Below are 16,790 nucleotides of genomic sequence, written 5' to 3'. Positions count from 1 at the left end.
CCACCGCTTAGCCTAGGCTGGCCTTCCCGTGAACCGGTAAGGAGCCCGCGCATGCGGCTGCAGGGAAAGGTCGCTGTCGTCACCGGCGCGTCGAGCGGCATCGGCGAGGCGACGGCAGGCGCGCTCGCAGCCGCCGGCATGAGCGTCGTCGCGGTCGCGCGGCGTGAGGACCGGCTCCGCGCCCTGGCCGCTGCCCGGCCGGGCGTGGAGCCCTACCCCGCGGACGTCACCGACGACGCGCAGGTGCTCGCGCTCGCCGACCACGTGAAGGGCCGCTACGGTGCGTGCCACGTCCTCGTGAACAACGCCGGGGCGACCTTCGGCAGCCGCTTCGCGTCCTGGGAGGACGTCGGAACGGTCACGCGCACGATGGACCTCAACTTCACCGGCGCGGTGCGGTGCATGGCAGCCTTCGCCGACCTGCTCGAGGCCTCCGCACCGTCCCGTGTCGTGAACGTCGCCTCGGTCGCGGGCAAGCTCGCCGCCGGGGAGCCGGCCTACACGGCGTCGAAGTTCGCGCTCGTCGGGTTCACCGAGGCGGTCGGGCTCGACTGGGTCGATCGCGGCATCACCGTGAGCCAGGTCAACCCGGGGTTGATCGTCACGGAGGGGTTCCCGCAGGACCGCTACAAGGCCACGCCGCTCGAGCGTCTCATCGGCAACCCCGCCATGGTCGCCGACGTCATCGTGAAGGTCGCCCGCAGCGGCGCCCGCGAGCGCACCGTCCCGCGGTGGTACCGGCCCGTCACGGTCGTGCGCCACGTCGCCGCGCCCCTGTACTGGGCGGGCATCCGCCGGATGCGCTGAGCCGTGAGCCTTCCGGGAGCTGGGCCGCGTCCCGGCTCCCCTCCCGTCCGGCTGCTGTCCCCGCCGGTCGTCACCGCCGCACTCGCCGTGGGCGTCACCGCGGTGTCGACCGCGGCGATCCTCATCCGCCTAGCGGACGCGCCGGCGTTCGCGCTCGCGTTCTGGCGTTGCGCCGGTGGGGCGGTGGCCCTCGCGCCGTTCGCGGTGCAGGTGCGGCGCGCCACCGGGATGCGCCTCGACCGGGCCCGACGGCTCCAGCTCGGCGCTGCGGGGATCATGCTCGCGCTGCACTTCGGCCTGTGGATCCCCTCGCTGGAGCTCACCACCGTCGCGTCCTCGGTGGTGCTCGTCACGACGGCCCCGCTGTTCGTCGGCATCGGCACAGCCGTCTTCCTCGGCGAGCCGCCGAGCCGGCGCACCTGCCTCGGCATGGGCGTCGCCGTGCTTGGCGCCGCCGGCATCGCCGTGGCCGACGCCGGCGCGGTGGAGCTCGGGCCGCGGGCGCTGCTCGGGGACGCCATGGCCCTCGGCGGTGCCGTGATGGTCGCCGGCTACCTCGTCATCGGGCGGTCGGCGCGCCGGCGGCTGCCCCTGACCGTCTACGCCGCGCCGGTCTACGGGGTCGCCGCTGCGCTCCTGCTCGCCCTGTGCCTGGTCACCGGCACCCCGCTCGGGGGCTACACCACGGGGACCTGGCTTGCCGTCGCCGGGCTCGTGATCGGGCCCCAGCTGCTCGGCCACACCGTTTTCAACGCGCTGCTGTCGACCCTGACCGCGACCGCTGTGGCGGTCGTCATCCTCGCCGAGCCCGTCGCGGCGACGGCATTCGCCTGGCTCATCCTCGACGAGCTGCCAGCCCCGGCGTTCTGGGTCGGCGCGACGCTCATCCTCTCCGGGGTGTACCTGTCGGTGACGAGCAGCCGGGCCCGGACCACGTCGCGGGCATGACGCCGGTGGAGGCGGTGGCGCTCGCCGTCGCGCTGGCGATCGCTGCGGTGCACCTCGTCGCGTCGCGGCTGTGGGCGGCGACGGCGTCGCCATGGGCCTGCACCTGTTCGTGATCGACAAGACGGTCCGCGAGCAGCACCACGGGCCCTACGAGCGCGTCGGGTCGTGCTGAACGTCCTGCAGGCTGCTTCGGGTCACCGGACCGCTGCGGCGAGCCGGAGTGCCGCCCGGGACCACCGGTCGAAGCGCCGGCGCAAGGCCGGGGCGTCGATGGCGCGTACCCGCAGGGCGTCGCGGCGACAAGGAGGGTCGTAGGCACCGGCGAGCACGAGGCGGGAGCCGTACGGGTCCCGTACGACGCGGACGCCGATGGCGAGCGGCCCCCGGGGGGTCTGGGTGGTGACCTCGAGCAGCCGGGGCTCGGCCGTCATCACCCGCCACAGACGGCGGTCGTCACCGCGCACGACGACGAACTCGGTGCCAGGCGCGACTGGTTCGGGCTCGACCCGCTCGACCTCTTCGGCGTCGGTCCACTCGGGAAGGCGACGGAGGTCGGAGACCACCGCCCAGGTGTCCTCGGGGGGTGCACCCCCGGTGGCGTAGAGCTCCAGCCGCACGACCATGGGCCGACCTCTACCCGAGGCGCCCGCACGGCAACATCACCCGGCCGCGGCCGGCCGCGTTGAGCCGCCACCAGACGTGGCCGGCCGGGCGAAGGGGCGGACAGGTTAGCCACATGCGCCTTCCGGGCACACCTGGGAGCGAGGGCCGCATGACCCGCCGCCGGGCCGCCCCGAACCGCCCCACACCTGGAGGACGCTATGGCGCGCCGATCCGCCGACGCAGACACGACCACCGAACGGACCACCACCACGGCCGACGACGAGGTCGCCCGCGGGCGGTCGCCGCACGGCGCCGAGGCGTCCACGCGGGCGCCCGGTGGTCGTGAAGCGGAGGAGCGGACCAGCAACGACGTCCCTCCCGCACCTGGGGAGACGCAGGATGCTGAGCGGCCCGCCCGCAGGGATGCGCCCAGGCGCGTGCCGGCCCCGTCGGGAACGGTGGTCGCGAGCGCGACGGGCGCGAAGACAAGCGCCGCAGCGGCGTTCGCACTCGCCCTCGGAGTGGCGGCGCTGTTCTCCAGCCTCACCGCGCTGCTCGCGCCCCTCGGTGTGCTGCTCGGCATCCTCGCCCTCGCGCTTGGGATCTCCGGTCGTCGGCGAGCCGCCGCGCCGTCGGTCACCGGCGCCGGCGTCGCCCTCGGCGGGATCGTCACGGGACTGCTCGGTCTTGTGCTCGGCGTGGCGGTCCTGGTCGGGGCCTTCACGTTCTTCTCCGATGAAGCCAATGTCACGGAGCTCGAGCGCCAGCTCGAGGACGCGGGGATCGAGATCCAGCGATGAGCGAGCAGCCCAAGGAAACCAACGTCAACCACGGCGAGGTCCACGATCGCGCCGGGCAGTCCGCCGACCCTGTGGGGGCGACGAGCCGGTGGGGCAAGCCCGTGACGATCGCCGGCGCGGTCGTCGTCGTGCTCGCGATCCTCTGGGCAATCTTCGCGGGCGGCTGGCTCTTCTAGGCGTCGCCGCCGGCTTCCTCCTCGACCGCTGCGCGCTCCGCACGGGCCTCGATGAAGAACGCGCCGAGCGCTGCGGCGACCGACGCGAAGACGACCACGGAGTACGCCGACAGCAGGATGGCGAGGACCCTGCCGAGCAGGGTGACCGGGTCGAAGACGAGGTTGCCGGTGACGGCGAGGTTCGCCGACCACCAGAGGGCGTCGCCCAGGCCGCGGACACCGCCGTCCCTCCCGCGCTCGAGCAGGTAGAGCATCTGGGCGCTCGAGAAGACCGCGATGCCGGTGGCGGTCATCAGGAACGTGAGTCGCCCCTGGAGCAGGTTGCGGGCCGTGCCGACGGCGCGGTAGGACGAACCTATGACCCGGGCGGCCGGCAGCGCACGCAGCGCCCGCACCGCCCGCAGGACCCGGAACATCCGCAGCGCCGGCAGCAGCAGGAAGAGCACGCTCGGCCAGCGCCGCCGCAGGAACCGCACAGGACGCCCCGAGACGCTGAGCTTCAGCACGAACTCCACGACGAACACCGCCCAGATGACGTTGCCCGCCAGGGCCAGCTCCTCGCGCATCTCCGGCGGTGCGACGAGGTCGTAGGCGACGAGCACCGCCCAGGCCACCGCCAGCACCGCCATGGGGATGTCGAGCCGTTCCTCGATGAGCGCCGCCAGGCGTTCGCGCCGGCTCGGTTCGTCGTCGGGATCCGGGCCGATGGTGGGCGGGGTGTCGTCACTCACGATGCGGCGCCCGCCGTGGTCAGCCCTTCGTGACGCGGGCGGTGAAGGCGGCGGTACGGGTGATGATCTCGTCGGCGTCGTAGTCGAGGGTGGCGACGTGGTAGCTGCGCTCCAACCACACCTGCTCGACGTCCGCCGAGGCGATCCCCTCCAGAAGCAGCCGGCTGTTCCTCTCCGGGTCGAAGACGTGGTCCTGGCGCGTCGTGAACAGCAGCGTCGGCACGGTGACTGCACCCAGACGCGCCCGCACCCGGCGCTGAAAGGCGATGAAGCTGGCGGCCGCCTTCAGCGGCACCTTCGGGTAGGGCTTCTCGTCGGCGCCCGGCTTCGCGATGTCGTTGCCGACCCCGGGCACCGCGGGCAGCACCCACTTCGCCACGGGGAGCAAGACCCGGAACGGGTCCGTGTGGTAGAGCCACGGGTTCACGAGCGCGAGTCCGGACAGGTGCTCTCCCCGCGTCTCCGCGAGGTACAGACCGAGCGCTCCGCCGCCCGACAGTCCCACGGCCACGCGTGCCCGCGTTCGCGCCCGCAGGGTCTCGAACGCGGCGACCACCTCGCGGGTCCAGTCGTGCCATGTCGTCTTCTGCAGGCACTGCCAGCGGGTGCCGTGACCCGGCAGGCGGGGCAGCTCGACGGCGTACCCCTGCGCGGCAAGCGCCTCGGCGAGCGGGCGCATGCTCGACGGGTTACCGGTGAAGCCGTGCACGACGAGCACGCCGACGTCGCCGCCCTCCGCGGACCAGGCTTCGCAGCCCGGCATGACGTGCACCATCGTCGGCCTCCTGCCACCGGCTGTCGCGCGACGTTAGTCGACGCGGCCGCCCGCGCGCCAGTACTCGTCCCGCGCCCGGTCGAGGAAGCCCTCGTCGACCAGGTACCGCCGGAGTGCGGCGTAGTCACCGTGGTACCGCTCGAGCAGCGCGTTCACGTCGCGTTCGGCATAGCGCCGCCCTGGCTCGAACTCCAGGGCGATGCGCTCGAGCACCACGCGGCGCTTGCCGCGCGCCGCGGGGATCTCGGTGAGCCGCGCCCCGGAGAAGAAGCGGGCGAGCACCGCCTGCTCCTCGGCGGTCATCCCGTAGCCGATCTCGCGTGCGGGTGGCGCGGCCTGCGGCAAGTCGCGGGCCAGCGCGCGCAACGCCTCCGCCGAGACCGCGTAGCGGTCGCCCGCACGGGTGACGACGCCGCCCTGGACGAGGGGCGCCAGCGTCTCGAGAACCTCCCGTGGGCGCTGCCCGGTGCGTCCTGCGATCTCGCCGACGGTGCGCGCCTGCAGCGCCACCGAGCCGAGGACTGCAAGCCGCCGCGGTTCGAGAACCACCTTGAGGAAGTCGAGTGCGCCTACCATGCCGCCATGTTCCCACCTGATCGCATCCTCATGGGCCCCGGACCGAGCGACGTGCATCCGGCGGTGCGCCAGGCCATGGCCGCACCGCTGCTCGGACACCTCGATCCCGACTTCACGCCGCTGCTCGACGAGATCGGCGACCGCCTGCGGGCGGTGTTTCGCACCACCAACCGCGTCTGCTTCCCGGTGTCGGGCACCGGCAGCGCAGGGCTCGAGGCGGCGGTGGTGAACCTCGTCGAGCCGGGCGACGCCGTGGTCGTCGCCGTGAACGGCGTGTTCGGTGGCCGCCTCGCAGAGGTCGCGCGCCGGGCCGGAGCGCGGGTGCACGCCGTCGAGGCACCCTGGGGGCGGATCATCGACCCGGGCGCGTTCGTGGAAGCCGTGCGCCGGCACCGGCCGGTCATGGCTACGCTCGTCCACGCCGAGACGTCGACCGGCGTGCACCAGCCGGTGGCCGAGATCGGCGCGGCGCTGGCGGGGACCGACACGCTGCTCGTGCTCGACACGGTGACGAGCCTGGCCGGCGTCGACGTCGACGTCGACGGCTGGTCGGTCGACGTGTGCTACTCCGGCACGCAGAAGTGCCTGTCGGTCCCACCCGGCCTGGCGCCGGTCACCTTCTCCGACGCCGCCGTCGAACGGGTCCGCAGCCGGCGAACCCCCGTGCAGTCGTGGTACCTCGACGTGACGCTCATCCTCGGCTACATCGACGCGGCAGGTGGGCGCACCTACCACCACACCGCCCCCATCTCCATGCTCTACGCGCTGCACACCGGGTTGGGGCTCGTCCTCGAGGAGGGCCTCGCGGACCGGATCGACCGGCATGCCCGCCTCGGGCGGCTGCTCCACGAGGGCCTGCAGGGCCTCGGGCTCGAGCTGCTCGCCCAGGAGGGTCACCGGCTGCCGCAGCTGACGACCGTTGCGCTGCCCGCCGGCGTCGACGAGGCGGCGTGGCGCCGGCGCCTCCTCACCGACCACGGCATCGAGGTCGGCGCCGGTCTCGGCGACTACGCCGGTCGCGCGTGGCGCATCGGGCTCATGGGCGCGTCGGCGAGCGAGCGCAACGTCCTGCTGCTGCTCGCGGCGGTCGAGCGCCTGCTCGCCGACCGCTGAGGGCCTTGCGCCTCCCGCTCGTCATCGCTCGACGGGAACGTCGACGAGGGAGCCGTACTCCGTCCAGGAGCCGTCGTAGTTGCGCACCTTGTCGTAGCCCAGGACCTCGTGCAGCACGAACCAGGAGTGCGCGCTGCGCTCCCCGATGCGGCAGTAGGCCACCACGTCCTTGTCGTCGGTGACACCCTGGCCGGCGTAGAGCTCGCGCAGCTCCTCGACCGGCAGGAACTCACCGGTGTCGTCGTTGACCGCCTTACCCCACGAGATGTTCACCGCGCCGGGGATGTGACCGGGCACCTGGGCGCCCTCGTTCGGCAGGTGCGGCGGGGCGATGAGCTCCCCGGCGTACTCGGCCGGGGAACGCACGTCGACGAGTGCGGTGCCCTCGGGGGCCCCGACGTAGCGCTGGAGGATGTCGTCGCGGCGGGCACGCAGCTCGGCGTTGGGCTCGGAAGCCGTGTAGCCGGAACCCGGCTCGACCTTCGTCGGCTCGCTCGTCATCGGCCGGCCCTGCAGCTCCCACAGCTTGCGGCCGCCGTTCATGAGGCTCACGCGCTCATGGCCGTAGATCTTGAAGTACCAGTACGCGTAGGCCGCGAACCAGTTGTTGTTGCCGCCGTAGAGGACGACGTGGCTGTCGTTGGTGATGCCTTTCGCGTCCATCAGCTGCTCGAAGCCGGCGCGGTCGAGGAAGGTCCGCCGCATGGGGTCCTGGAAGTCGGCCTTCCAGTCGAAGCCGATCGCGCCGGGGATGTGGCTGCCCTCGTAGGCGGTGGCGTCCTCGTCGACCTCGGCGATCACCACGTCGTCGTCGTCGAGGTGTTCGGCGACCCAGTCGACCGTGACGATGGCGTCAGGATTGGCGGGCATGGCAGCGCTCCTTGTCGGCAGATCCACCTCATGACAGGTGGAGCACGAGCCTAGCCAGCACCCGCCGCGGTCCTGGGGTGGCAAACAGTGCAATCGGTAGCTCGGCGCCGGCCGGACGCCCGTCCCCGGGGGCGTGAGGAGGGAGGTTGCCTCCCTCACCCCGGCGGGGTTGCCCCCGTTTGTGTCGTCCTAGGAGATGGAAGGCTCCGTTGAGCCCGCGAGGAGTGGACCGACATGGAAAAGGGAGGGGAAGCCGACGTGCTGTTCAGCATACAACTGTCACTTCCCCGGGACGCCCGGTTCGTGAGCCTGCTGCGCAACGTGGCCGGCTGTGTCTTCGATGACATCGGCGCCCCGCGTGAAGCCACCAACGACATCCAGGTTGCCCTCACCGAAGCCTGCGCCAACGCCATCCGCCACGCCGTGGGGTCGAACGCCTACTCCGTGGCCTTCAGCGTGGACGCCGAGGGCTGCGAGATCGAGGTCGTCGACCTTGGCCCAGGCTTCGAACTGCCAGCTGACATCCTCCTCGACCCCGAACCCGACGGGGAGAACGAGACTGGCAGGGGCGTGCTGCTCATGCGCGCGCTCGTCGACGATCTGCAGTTCATCCGCCAGGAGGACGGGACCAGCGTGACGTTGCGGAAGTACTGGCCCGAAGTGGGCCTCGCGCTCGTGAAGGAGGTGGAGCGCAGCCAGGGCCGGGGCTGACCCTGACACCGCTTCGCTACGTGAGCGCCTGGCCCGAGCGGTGGAGGCGCAGGACGTCGGCGAGTGCGATCTGGACCGGCCCCGCCGCGAGGCTGAACGTGCGGTCCGCCCGGTCCGCCAGCGAGCGCCACCAGCGCGGATGCCGCTCGAGCACGGGTTGGGGCACGAAGAAGTCGGCCACTGCGCCCGGTCCGGCCGACGGTGCGACACCGACGACGCGGTAGCCGAGGCCGGTGAGCAGGTCGGCGGCGGCCTCCGCGGCGGCCAGGGAGGACAACGACACGCTCACGACGTCCCCCGGGGGCGCGGGGGGGAGCGCCCTGAGCGCGTCGGCGTCCGCGGGCAGGCGCACGAGGGCGCCCTCGAGGGGGTACGCGCCGCCTCCCGAGTGGAGCGAGGGCCGGTTGGTCGTCACGGTCACCGGCGGGCTCTGCGGCTGCGCTGCGTGGGCGTCATCGGCCGATCCAAGGGGTCTGCGGAGGACATTGGGCCGCTCATTGTGCAGGGGGCGCCCCGGAGAGTCACGGACCCTCGACCGGGTAGACCTAGAGGAGCGTCGTAACGAAGGGCCGACCATGCACAAGCGTCCGGAGACCATCGGAGCGCTGCGCGCCGCGGGCTACCCGGACCGGAGCGTGAAGCAGGAGATCGCCGACAACGCGGCGGCGCGGCTGCGTGACGGCGAGCCGGTCGTCCCGGGGCTCGTGGGGTTCGACGACACCGTCCTTCCGGCGCTCGAGACCGCGCTGCTCGCCGGCCACGACTTCATCCTCCTCGGGGAGCGGGGTCAGGCGAAGAGCCGGATCCTGCGCTCGCTGCCCGCCCTGCTCGACGAGGCGATCCCCGTCGTGGCCGGCAGCGAGGTGAACGACCACCCCTACCACCCCTTCTCACCCGCGGCCCGCGCCCTGGTGCGCGAGCACGGCGACGACACGCCCCTGACCTGGATCGGGCGCGAGGAGCGCTTCGCGGAGAAGCTTGCCACCCCGGACATCGCCGTGGCCGACCTCATCGGCGACGTCGACCCCATCAAGGTCGCCGAGGGCCGCTACCTCGCCGACGAGCTCACCATCCACTTCGGCCTCGTGCCGCGCCACAACCGCGGCATCATCGCGATCAACGAGCTGCCCGACCTCGCCGAGCGCATCCAGGTCGCGCTGCTGAACGTCATGGAGGAGCGCGACGTGCAGGTGCGCGGCTACAGCCTCCGCCTGCCGCTCGACCTCCTCGTCGTCGCCACCGCAAACCCGGAGGACTACACGAACCGTGGTCGGATCATCACCCCGTTGAAGGACCGCTTCGGCGCGGAGGTGCGCACCCACTACCCGCTGCGCATCGCCGACGAGATCGCGGTCGTCGACCGAGAAGCGCGCGTGCTCGCCCGGCACGTGACCGTGCCATCGTTCCTCACCGAGGTTCTCGCGGCGTTCACCCGCTCCTTGCGGACCGCGCCGGAGGTCAACCAACGATCGGGCGTGAGCGTCCGGTTCTCCACCGCCAACTACGAGACGCTCGCCGCCAGCGCCGCCCGGCGCGCGGCGCGCACGGGAGAGGGGCACGCCGTGGCCCGACCCGCTGACCTCGTCCAGGTCGTCGCCGCGGGTAGTGGCAAAGTCGAGTTCGAGACCTTCGAGGAGGGCCGCGAGGCCGAGATCCTCGAGCGGCTGCTCCGCCGCTGCCTGCTCGAGGTGTTCCGCCGTCGCACGGCCGGGGTCGACCTCTCCGGCCTCGTGGCGAAGTTCGACGAGGGTCTCGCGGTGGAGACCGGCGACCTCGTGAGCTCCGAGGAGCTCCTCGGGCAGCTCGACGAGATCCCCGGCCTCGGCAGGCTCGTCGCCGCCCTCGAGGGGGGCGAGCGCCCCGCTCGCGAGGGTTCGATGTCGGAAAGCCCCGCGCTGGCGGCCTCGGCGTTCGAGTTCGCCCTCGAGGGGCTGCACCTGTCGCGCCGGCTCGACCGCACCGACGTCGGCCCGGGGTCGTTCCGCTACCGCGCGTCGGGGATATGAGAGCCCGCTACGACCGCTGGAGCGGCACCCAGGATCCGTTCCCCGCTGAGGTGACCGCCGACGCGGTGCTCGAGGAGATCGGTGACGACCTGCTCGCGGGCCTCGGACCGGACCAGGCCCTCGCCCGGCTGCTGCGGCGCGGGCTGACCGGGCGCACCCCCGGCCTCGAGGCCCTGCGCCGGCGCGTTGAGGAGGCACGGCGTCGCGAGCTCGCACGCATGGGACTGGAAGGCCCGCTGCAACGGGTCGCCGAGCGCCTCAGCCGGATCCTCGACCGGGAGCGCGCGGCGCTCGACTTCTCCGCCGACGAGGCGGGCGCCGCAGCACGCCGGCAAGCGCTCGACGCGCTGCCGGACGACACCGCGGGCCGGCTGGCCGCGCTGCAGCGCTACGACTGGGAGGACGCCGGGGCGGCGGCGGCTTTCCGGGAGCTGCTCGACGAGCTGCGTCGCGACGTCGGCCGGGCGACGTTCGGGCGCCTGGCCGGGGCGTTGGGTTCGCTGTCGGCCGACGACCTCGCGCGGATGCGCGACCTCCTCGCGGACCTCAACGGCCTCGTGGCGAAGCGTGACCGCGGCGAGGACGTGAGCGGGGACTTCGCCCGTTTCAAGGAGCGCCACGGCGACCTCCTGCCGGGGGACCCGGCGACGCTCGACGAGCTCCTCGCCGAGCTCGCCCGCCGGATGGCCGCGACGAGCCGGATGCTGGCCGGCCTCGATCCGCAGCAGCGTGCCGAGCTCGCGGCGATGGCGGAGCAGCTGCTCGGCGACCTCGACCTGTCGGCGCAGGCCGCGCAGCTCGCGCAAACCCTCCAGGGGCTCTTCCCCCACCTCGCCTGGGACCAGCCGATGCGCGGCGCCATGCCGAGCGGTGACCTCGCCGGCTCCTTCGCCGACACCGTCGACTGGGTCGAGCACCTGCAGGACTACGAGGACCTCGCGGAGGCCCTCGGACAGGCCTACGCCGGCGCCCGGCTGGAGGACGTCGACGAGGAGGCGCTGCGCCGCCTGCTCGGCGAGGACGCCGCCCGCGCGCTGCGGGCGCTGAAGGAGATCGAGCGGGTCCTCGAGGCGGCCGGGGCGGCCCAGCGCCACCGGGGGCGCCTCGAGCTCACCGCCCGCGGCGTCCGCCGCCTCGGCGAGCGCTCGCTCGCCCGGATCTACGAGCGCGCGGTGACCGGGTCCATCGGCTCCCACGACGCCCGCGGCGCCGGCGGCGACGGGGAGCTCAGCGGGTCGACGCGCCCGCTGCGGTTCGGCGACCCGTTCCGCCTCGACGTGGGGCGCACCCTGCACAACGCCATCGTCCGCGGGGGTGGCCCGACGCCCGGCCGGGGCCACCGCCGGGTGGTGCTCGACCCCGAGGACTTCGAGCTCGCCGAGGCGGAGCGGCGGGTGCGCGCCGCCACGGTCCTGCTCCTCGACATGAGCTTCTCCATGCCGCTGCGCGGGAACTGGATACCCGCGAAGAAGGTGGCGCTCGCCCTCCACTCGCTCATCTCGCTGCGCTTCCCCGAGGACCGCTTCTACGTCGTGGGCTTCAGCGACTACGCGCGACGGCTCGCGCCGCGCGACCTGCTCACGACGGGCTGGGAGCGGGTGTACGGCACGAACATGCAGCACGCCTTCATGATCGCCCGCCGTCTGCTCGGCGCCCACCCGAGCGATGAGAAGCAGGTGATCATGGTCACCGACGGGGAGCCGACCGCCCACCTGCAGACCGGTCCCGGCGGGAGCGTCTCCGCCTACTTCTCCTGGCCCCCGGAGCCCGAGACGCTACGGCTGACGCTGGGGGAGGCGGCACGTCTCGCACGCACCGGCGCCACCATGAACGTGTTCCTGCTCGACCACGACCCCGGCGCCGCCGCCTTCGTCGAGCACATGGTGTCGGGCTACGGGGGCCGGATCTTCTACCCCGACCTCCGCGACCTCGGCCGCCTCGTCGTCCGTGACTTCCTGCGGGGCCGGCGCGCGGCGTGAGCGACCGCGTCGCCCGGTGAGCCTGGTGGCGGTGCGCCGCGGCGCGCCTTGCACGGCCGCGGGACAGCAGGGCGAGGCGGCGGGACCGCGCACCGTTTCTCCGGCCGGTTCGCGGGGGACGTAGGGTAGCAACCACACCTCTACGACTGCGCACAGGAGGAGGACGCATGGCGAGCCTCAAGACGAAGGTCGCGGCAAGCAGGACGGGGAGGAAGGCCACCCGAGCAGCCGCGCGGTCGCCGGCGGGCCGCAAGGCGGCCGCCGGGGCCCTGAAGGTCAAGGCGTCCAGCCTCGCCGAGCAGGCGCGCGAGCAGGCCGACGGCCTGCAGGAGCGCGCCGCCGAGCTCGCCGAGCGCGCGAGCGACCTCGCCGAGCGACTGCGTGAGTCGGAGGCGTTCGCCCGCGCGCAGGCGACGGGCAGCCGCGTGGTGGACCGGACCAAGACGCTCATCAAGGAGGCCGAGCTCGACGAACGCGCGAGCGAGCTCGCCCAGCGCGTGCGCAGCTCCGAGACCGCGCAGCAGGCCCGCGCGACCGCGCAACGGCTGAGCGACGAGCAGCTCGAGCGCCTCGGTGAGTGGCTCTCGCACGGCAAGCCCGCGGAGAAGCTCGGCGTCCAGCCGGCCCGCCGGGGCCTGCCGGCCTGGGTCGCGCTGCTGCTCGGTGCCGGCGTCGGCTACCTCATCGGCATGCTGACCGCGCCGAAGCGCGGAGAGGAGCTGCGCACCGAGCTCGCGCAGCGGGGCAACGAGATCCGGGAGGACCTCGCGACGACCGCGCAGCGCCTCCAGCAGGACACGGCGGACATGGCCGCGCCCCCTGCCCAGAAGCCCATCGCCGACGAGGTGCGCACCCGCCTCGGGGAGGACCCCCGGACGGCGGGGCTGCCGAAGCTGAACGTCAACGTCGCCGAGGGCACGGTCTTCGTGCGCGGCAGCGTCCCGGAGGGCTTCGACGAGGATTCCATCCGCGACGTCATCGCGAGCGTGCCGGGCGTCGAGGACGTCGACCTCCAGCTGACCGCCCCCCGCTAGACAGCGCGCGAGTGGCGTAGCGGAAGCGCCCTCATCCCGCCGCGGCCGGCTGGTCGCGGCGGGCGTTCCACAGCGCGGGAGCCCCGGCGCGACCGGGGCTGGCAGACTTGGCGGCGATGCGCACTGACGGGCTGCTCGGCGACGAAGAGCTGGTGGGCGAGGTTGCCGCCGTCGTCTTCGCCAACCCCGCGACCGGCTTCGGGGTCGTGGAGCTGTCCGGCGACGGCGGGCGGGCGGCGGGGCCCCTCGCGACTCTGGTGACCGGCCAGCCCGTGCGCCTGGTCGGCCGTTGGACCGAGCACCACAAGTACGGGCCGACGTTCCAGGCCGCCTACTACGAGCAGGACCGCCCGCGCAGCCCCGCCGCGCTCGTCGCCTTCCTGTCGTCCGAGCGGTTCCCCGGCGTCGGCGAGAAGACCGCTGAGCGGCTCGTCGCCGCGTTCGGCCTCGACCTGCCGACCGTCGTGGCGGCCGAGCCGGACCGCCTCGCCGAGGTGCGGGGGGTGTCCCCCAAGCTCGCGAGCGCGATCGCGGCGGCATGGCGCGACACCGGTGCGCTCGCCGCGCTGGTCACCGACCTCGGCACGGTCGGCCTGTCGGCGGCGGTGGCCGCGGCGGCGCACCGGGCCTTCGGGGACGGGGTCGCCGAGGTGCTCGCCGACGACCCCTACGCGCTGCTCGCCGTCCGGGGCGTCGGCTGGCAGCACGCCGAGGCGCTCGCGCGCCGGCAGGGGCTCGACCCACACGACGAGCGGCGGCTCGTCGCGGGCGCGCGCACCGCACACCGCCAGGCCTGCCTCGCCGGCGGGCACGTGCTGCTCGACGAGCCCACCATGACGGTCGAGGCGACGCGCCTGCTGCGCGCCGACCCGCCGGTGGTGGCGCGCGCGCTGGAGGCGGCGGCGGCACACGGCGACCTCGTCGTCGAGGAGGCGGAAAGGCGGTGGTGGTACACGCCCGGCGACCTCGCCGCCGAGCGGGGGCTGGCCGACGCGATCGCCCGGTTGCACGCCGCCCGCTCCCGGGTCGCCGGACCCGCCGGGCGCTGGGAACCCGACGAGGGGCTGACGCCCGAGCAGTCCGCCGCGGTGCACGCCGCGCTGCGCGCGCCGGTGTCGGTGCTCACCGGCGGTCCCGGCACGGGCAAGACCCGCACCGTCGTGGAGGTCGCCAGGGCGTGCGAGGCCGCCGACCTCCGCGTCGCCCTCTGCGCCCCGACCGGCCGGGCCGCCAAGCGCGTGGAGGAGCTGACGGGGCGTTCGGCGAGCACGATCCACCGGCTGCTCGAGGCCCGCGGCGCGCCGGGAGGGGGCTTCGTGTTCGGCTACGACGGCGACCGCCGCCTGCCCCACGACATGATCGTCGCAGACGAATGGTCGATGGCCGACCTCCGCCTCGCCGAGGCGCTCGTCCGGGCGGTCGACGACGGCGCCCATCTCATGCTCGTCGGCGACGCCGACCAGCTGCCGTCGGTCGGTCCCGGGGCGGTGCTGCGCGACCTGCTCGACGAGCGGGCGCGGGGACTCGTCACCGCCACGCGACTGACCCGCATCCACCGCCAGGCCGCCGCGAGCCGCATCGTGACCCTGGCCCACGACATCAACGCCGGGGAGGTGGCGCAGCTGCGCCCCGCCATGGGCGACGTGTTCGCGGTGAGCGAGCATCCCGACCGGGTCGCCGACCGCGTCGCGGAGATCGTCGCTGTCCGTGCCCCCGACTACTTCGGCTGCACGCCCGCCGACGTGCAGGTCCTCGCACCGATGTACCGGGGAGCGGCGGGCGTCGACCGGTTGAACGCCCGGCTGAAGGAGCGGCTGAACCCGGCCGCCGGCCGGCGGGCCGTCGCGGGGTGGCACGAGGGCGACCGGGTCGTGCAGACGCGCAACGACGCCGAGCTCGACGTCGCCAACGGCGACGTCGGGGAGGTCGTGGCGACCGACGCCCGCGACCGGACGGTGGAGGTCGCCTTCCCGCACGGCACCGTCACCTACGACGCGGAGCGCGCCGCCGAGCTGTCGCCGGCCTGGTGCCTGACCGTGCACAAGTCGCAGGGCGGGGAGTGGCCCGTCGTGGTGCTCGTGCTCGACCCCGCGCACCGGGCGATGCTGTGGCGCGAGCTCGTCTACACCGCGGTGACCCGCGCCTCCCGGGGGCTGTTGCTCGTTGGGACCCCCGAGCTCGTCGTGGCGGCGGCGCGGCGTACCGGGTCGGGAACCCGCCACCGTCGCACGCGCCTGGCCGCGCGGCTCGCGGCTGCGGGTGCGGGCGGCTGAGGAGGTTCACCCCCGGGGCCTCGCCTGCCGATCAATACTGGGGGACAGGAAGGAGGTGCCACGTGGCGGCCACGCGGTTCCGCTCGCAGCCCCTGCCGCGGGCGCTCGACGCGAAGCTGCGCCGCCGGCTTGCGGCCGTCCACCGCGACGAGCCGCTGTCCGCTGTCGACACGCGCGCGACGGTGCGCCGGGTCACCGCCGTCACCGCGGACCTCGGCCTGTCCGCGACCGTCTACCGCGGTGGCCTCGACCTGCGTGGCTGGGAGGTCGACCACATATGGCTCGACGTGAACGGCCGCGTGGTGGACGCAGCCTTCCCGCTGTTCGTCGAGGAGTTCGTCGACGTGCTCCGCCGCTTCGTGGCGGGTGACGCCTCCGCCGAGGACCTCGCCGCCGCGGCCGTCGACGCCACCGTCGAGCAGCGTGTCATCGGCCTGTTCCCGCCGAACGCCGGGTACCTCGGCCGGCCGGTGTGGCGCCAGCGACCTTGAGGCAGGCGGCACGCCGGCGGTTCGACCGCTAGTGCCGCGCGCCCGGGCCGACGAGCCGGTGGGTGCCGCGCGGCCGCGTGGCTACGAGACGTCCTGGGTCGGCGTGGAGCACCGGTGGCCGGCGGCAAGGACGCGGCCGCAGAGGTCGGCGCCGGGGCCCTGGACGCTGAACCAGCAGCGTCCGCTGGCGTGCTCGATCCGCCGACAGAAGTAGACCGCGCCGGCCGCCCCGCAGAGCGCCTCGAGGTAATCCGCGGCGAGCGTGCGGGCGTCGGTACGCCCGATGCGGGGCAGGTGGGGCACGTCGGCGGCGGAGAGCTCCGTCGCCAGTCCCGCGGCGACGGGAGGGCAGGCAGCCGCGGCGGTGGGCGAGGAGGCGACGAGCCGGGCGGTGCAGACGAGTCGGACGACGAGAAGGCGGGCGGCGACGACCGGGTCTTCCGGCCGCTCCCCGTCCGGCTCGACGGTGAGGGCCGCGATGCGTCTGAACCAGTCCGTCTCGGTCGCTGTGCTGCTCATCGGTGCGTCTCCTGTGGAGCTGTCGGGCAGCCCCTCTGCCTTGCCGGGACTCACAGTAATGGTCTCGGGTGCCCGGAGTGCGGAGGTGAACCTGTCCCTGTGGACAATGCCGGCTCACGGGCGGTTCGGCGCCTGTCGAGGCGCGGATTGCGTGCTAGCCTGCGGACGCACGCCGCAGCCGGTCCATGACCGCCCGGCCGATGCCGGTCTCGGGCACCGCCTCGACGACGACGACGTCCACCGCCTCGGCGTCGGCTGCGCGCAGCGTGTCGTAGAGCACCCGGGCGAGCGCCTCAGGCCCGTCCACGACGGCGAGCGTCGTCACACCGCCCGCCGCCGCCTCCGTTCCGACGAGCCCGACCCGCCTGCCCCCGCGAG

General features: G+C 73.8%; 19 protein-coding genes. 11 read left to right on the top strand and 8 right to left on the bottom strand.

The genetic code is table 11. The features are described from left to right. Positions 1 to 51: 51 nt before the first annotated feature. The gene (locus VM324_13960; protein HVM00393.1) at positions 52 to 807 is read left to right on the top strand and encodes an SDR family NAD(P)-dependent oxidoreductase; all 756 of its coding nucleotides are present in this window, start codon (positions 52 to 54) and stop codon (positions 805 to 807) included. Between the two features lie 3 nt (positions 808 to 810). After that, positions 811 to 1,755 (top strand): DMT family transporter, encoded by a 945-nt coding sequence (locus VM324_13955; protein HVM00392.1) that lies wholly within the window; start codon positions 811 to 813, stop codon positions 1,753 to 1,755. Between the two features lie 194 nt (positions 1,756 to 1,949). Here VM324_13955 and VM324_13950 read toward each other — a convergent pair whose 3' ends face one another. Continuing rightward, positions 1,950 to 2,378, bottom strand: coding sequence for an SRPBCC family protein (locus VM324_13950; GenBank protein ID HVM00391.1), 429 nt, complete (start codon positions 2,376 to 2,378; stop codon positions 1,950 to 1,952). 198 nt (positions 2,379 to 2,576) lie between these two features. Here VM324_13950 and VM324_13945 point away from each other — a divergent pair, with 198 nt between their 5' ends. Together VM324_13945 and VM324_13940 are read left to right on the top strand one after the other, a co-directional pair. Further along, a complete protein-coding gene (locus tag VM324_13945; protein ID HVM00390.1) occupies positions 2,577 to 3,158 on the top strand; it encodes a hypothetical protein in 582 nt (193 codons plus the stop codon). Beyond that, positions 3,155 to 3,334 (top strand): hypothetical protein, encoded by a 180-nt coding sequence (locus tag VM324_13940; protein ID HVM00389.1) that lies wholly within the window; start codon positions 3,155 to 3,157, stop codon positions 3,332 to 3,334. Before VM324_13945 ends, VM324_13940 begins: the two co-directional genes overlap by 4 nt. Here the strand turns inward: VM324_13940 and VM324_13935 are convergent. Genes VM324_13935 through VM324_13925 form a run of 3 tightly spaced genes read right to left on the bottom strand, consistent with a single transcriptional unit; the run spans position 3,331 to position 5,416 of the window. After that, the gene (locus VM324_13935; protein ID HVM00388.1) at positions 3,331 to 4,065 is read right to left on the bottom strand and encodes an ion transporter; all 735 of its coding nucleotides are present in this window, start codon (positions 4,063 to 4,065) and stop codon (positions 3,331 to 3,333) included. The two genes, VM324_13940 and VM324_13935, sit on opposite strands and share 4 nt — an antisense overlap. 19 nt (positions 4,066 to 4,084) lie before the next feature. After that, positions 4,085 to 4,828, bottom strand: a complete 744-nt coding sequence (locus VM324_13930) for an alpha/beta fold hydrolase (protein ID HVM00387.1) — start codon at positions 4,826 to 4,828, stop codon at positions 4,085 to 4,087. 45 nt (positions 4,829 to 4,873) lie between these two features. Next, entirely contained in the window at positions 4,874 to 5,416 is a 543-nt protein-coding gene (locus VM324_13925) for a DUF2087 domain-containing protein (GenBank protein ID HVM00386.1), read from the bottom strand. A 6-nt stretch (positions 5,417 to 5,422) separates the two neighbouring features. Between VM324_13925 and VM324_13920 the strand changes: the two genes are divergently transcribed. Next, a complete protein-coding gene (locus tag VM324_13920; protein HVM00385.1) occupies positions 5,423 to 6,529 on the top strand; it encodes an alanine--glyoxylate aminotransferase family protein in 1,107 nt (368 codons plus the stop codon). A 21-nt stretch (positions 6,530 to 6,550) separates the two neighbouring features. Here the strand turns inward: VM324_13920 and VM324_13915 are convergent, their stop codons facing one another. Then, entirely contained in the window at positions 6,551 to 7,399 is an 849-nt protein-coding gene (locus VM324_13915; protein HVM00384.1) for a sulfurtransferase, read from the bottom strand. Positions 7,400 to 7,633: 234 nt separating this feature from the next. Between VM324_13915 and VM324_13910 the strand changes: the two genes are divergently transcribed. Continuing rightward, positions 7,634 to 8,110 (top strand): ATP-binding protein, encoded by a 477-nt coding sequence (locus tag VM324_13910; GenBank protein HVM00383.1) that lies wholly within the window; start codon positions 7,634 to 7,636, stop codon positions 8,108 to 8,110. A 16-nt stretch (positions 8,111 to 8,126) separates the two neighbouring features. Here VM324_13910 and VM324_13905 read toward each other — a convergent pair whose 3' ends face one another. Continuing rightward, complete coding sequence (locus VM324_13905) at positions 8,127 to 8,531, bottom strand: hypothetical protein (protein HVM00382.1); 405 nt, start codon at positions 8,529 to 8,531, stop codon at positions 8,127 to 8,129. 154 nt (positions 8,532 to 8,685) lie between these two features. Here VM324_13905 and VM324_13900 point away from each other — a divergent pair, with 154 nt between their 5' ends. The 5 genes from VM324_13900 (at position 8,686) to VM324_13880 (ending at position 15,893) form a co-directional block, all read left to right on the top strand. Further along, positions 8,686 to 10,116 (top strand): AAA family ATPase, encoded by a 1,431-nt coding sequence (locus VM324_13900; GenBank protein HVM00381.1) that lies wholly within the window; start codon positions 8,686 to 8,688, stop codon positions 10,114 to 10,116. Further along, positions 10,113 to 12,095 (top strand): hypothetical protein, encoded by a 1,983-nt coding sequence (locus VM324_13895; GenBank protein HVM00380.1) that lies wholly within the window; start codon positions 10,113 to 10,115, stop codon positions 12,093 to 12,095. The genes VM324_13900 and VM324_13895 overlap by 4 nt, the downstream gene beginning before the upstream one ends. A gap of 167 nt (positions 12,096 to 12,262) precedes the next feature. Continuing rightward, positions 12,263 to 13,129 carry a YtxH domain-containing protein gene (locus tag VM324_13890; GenBank protein ID HVM00379.1) on the top strand — a complete coding sequence of 289 codons (867 nt, stop codon included), beginning with the start codon at positions 12,263 to 12,265 and terminating at the stop codon, positions 13,127 to 13,129. Between the two features lie 116 nt (positions 13,130 to 13,245). After that, positions 13,246 to 15,402 carry an AAA family ATPase gene (locus VM324_13885; protein ID HVM00378.1) on the top strand — a complete coding sequence of 719 codons (2,157 nt, stop codon included), beginning with the start codon at positions 13,246 to 13,248 and terminating at the stop codon, positions 15,400 to 15,402. 62 nt (positions 15,403 to 15,464) lie between these two features. Beyond that, positions 15,465 to 15,893 (top strand): hypothetical protein, encoded by a 429-nt coding sequence (locus VM324_13880; GenBank protein HVM00377.1) that lies wholly within the window; start codon positions 15,465 to 15,467, stop codon positions 15,891 to 15,893. An 81-nt stretch (positions 15,894 to 15,974) separates the two neighbouring features. Here VM324_13880 and VM324_13875 read toward each other — a convergent pair whose 3' ends face one another. Beyond that, on the bottom strand, positions 15,975 to 16,412 hold the full coding sequence (locus tag VM324_13875; protein ID HVM00376.1) for a hypothetical protein: 438 nt from the start codon (positions 16,410 to 16,412) through the stop codon (positions 15,975 to 15,977). Between the two features lie 154 nt (positions 16,413 to 16,566). Further along, positions 16,567 to 16,790 (bottom strand): Sua5 family C-terminal domain-containing protein (locus tag VM324_13870; GenBank protein HVM00375.1); only part of this gene is annotated, 224 nt, incomplete at its 5' end.

Source organism: Egibacteraceae bacterium, from assembly GCA_035540635.1.
Lineage (GTDB): Bacteria > Actinomycetota > Nitriliruptoria > Euzebyales > Egibacteraceae > DATLGH01.
The sequence above is the reverse complement of the archived record's forward strand: the minus strand, read 5'-3'. Positions and strand labels throughout refer to the sequence as shown.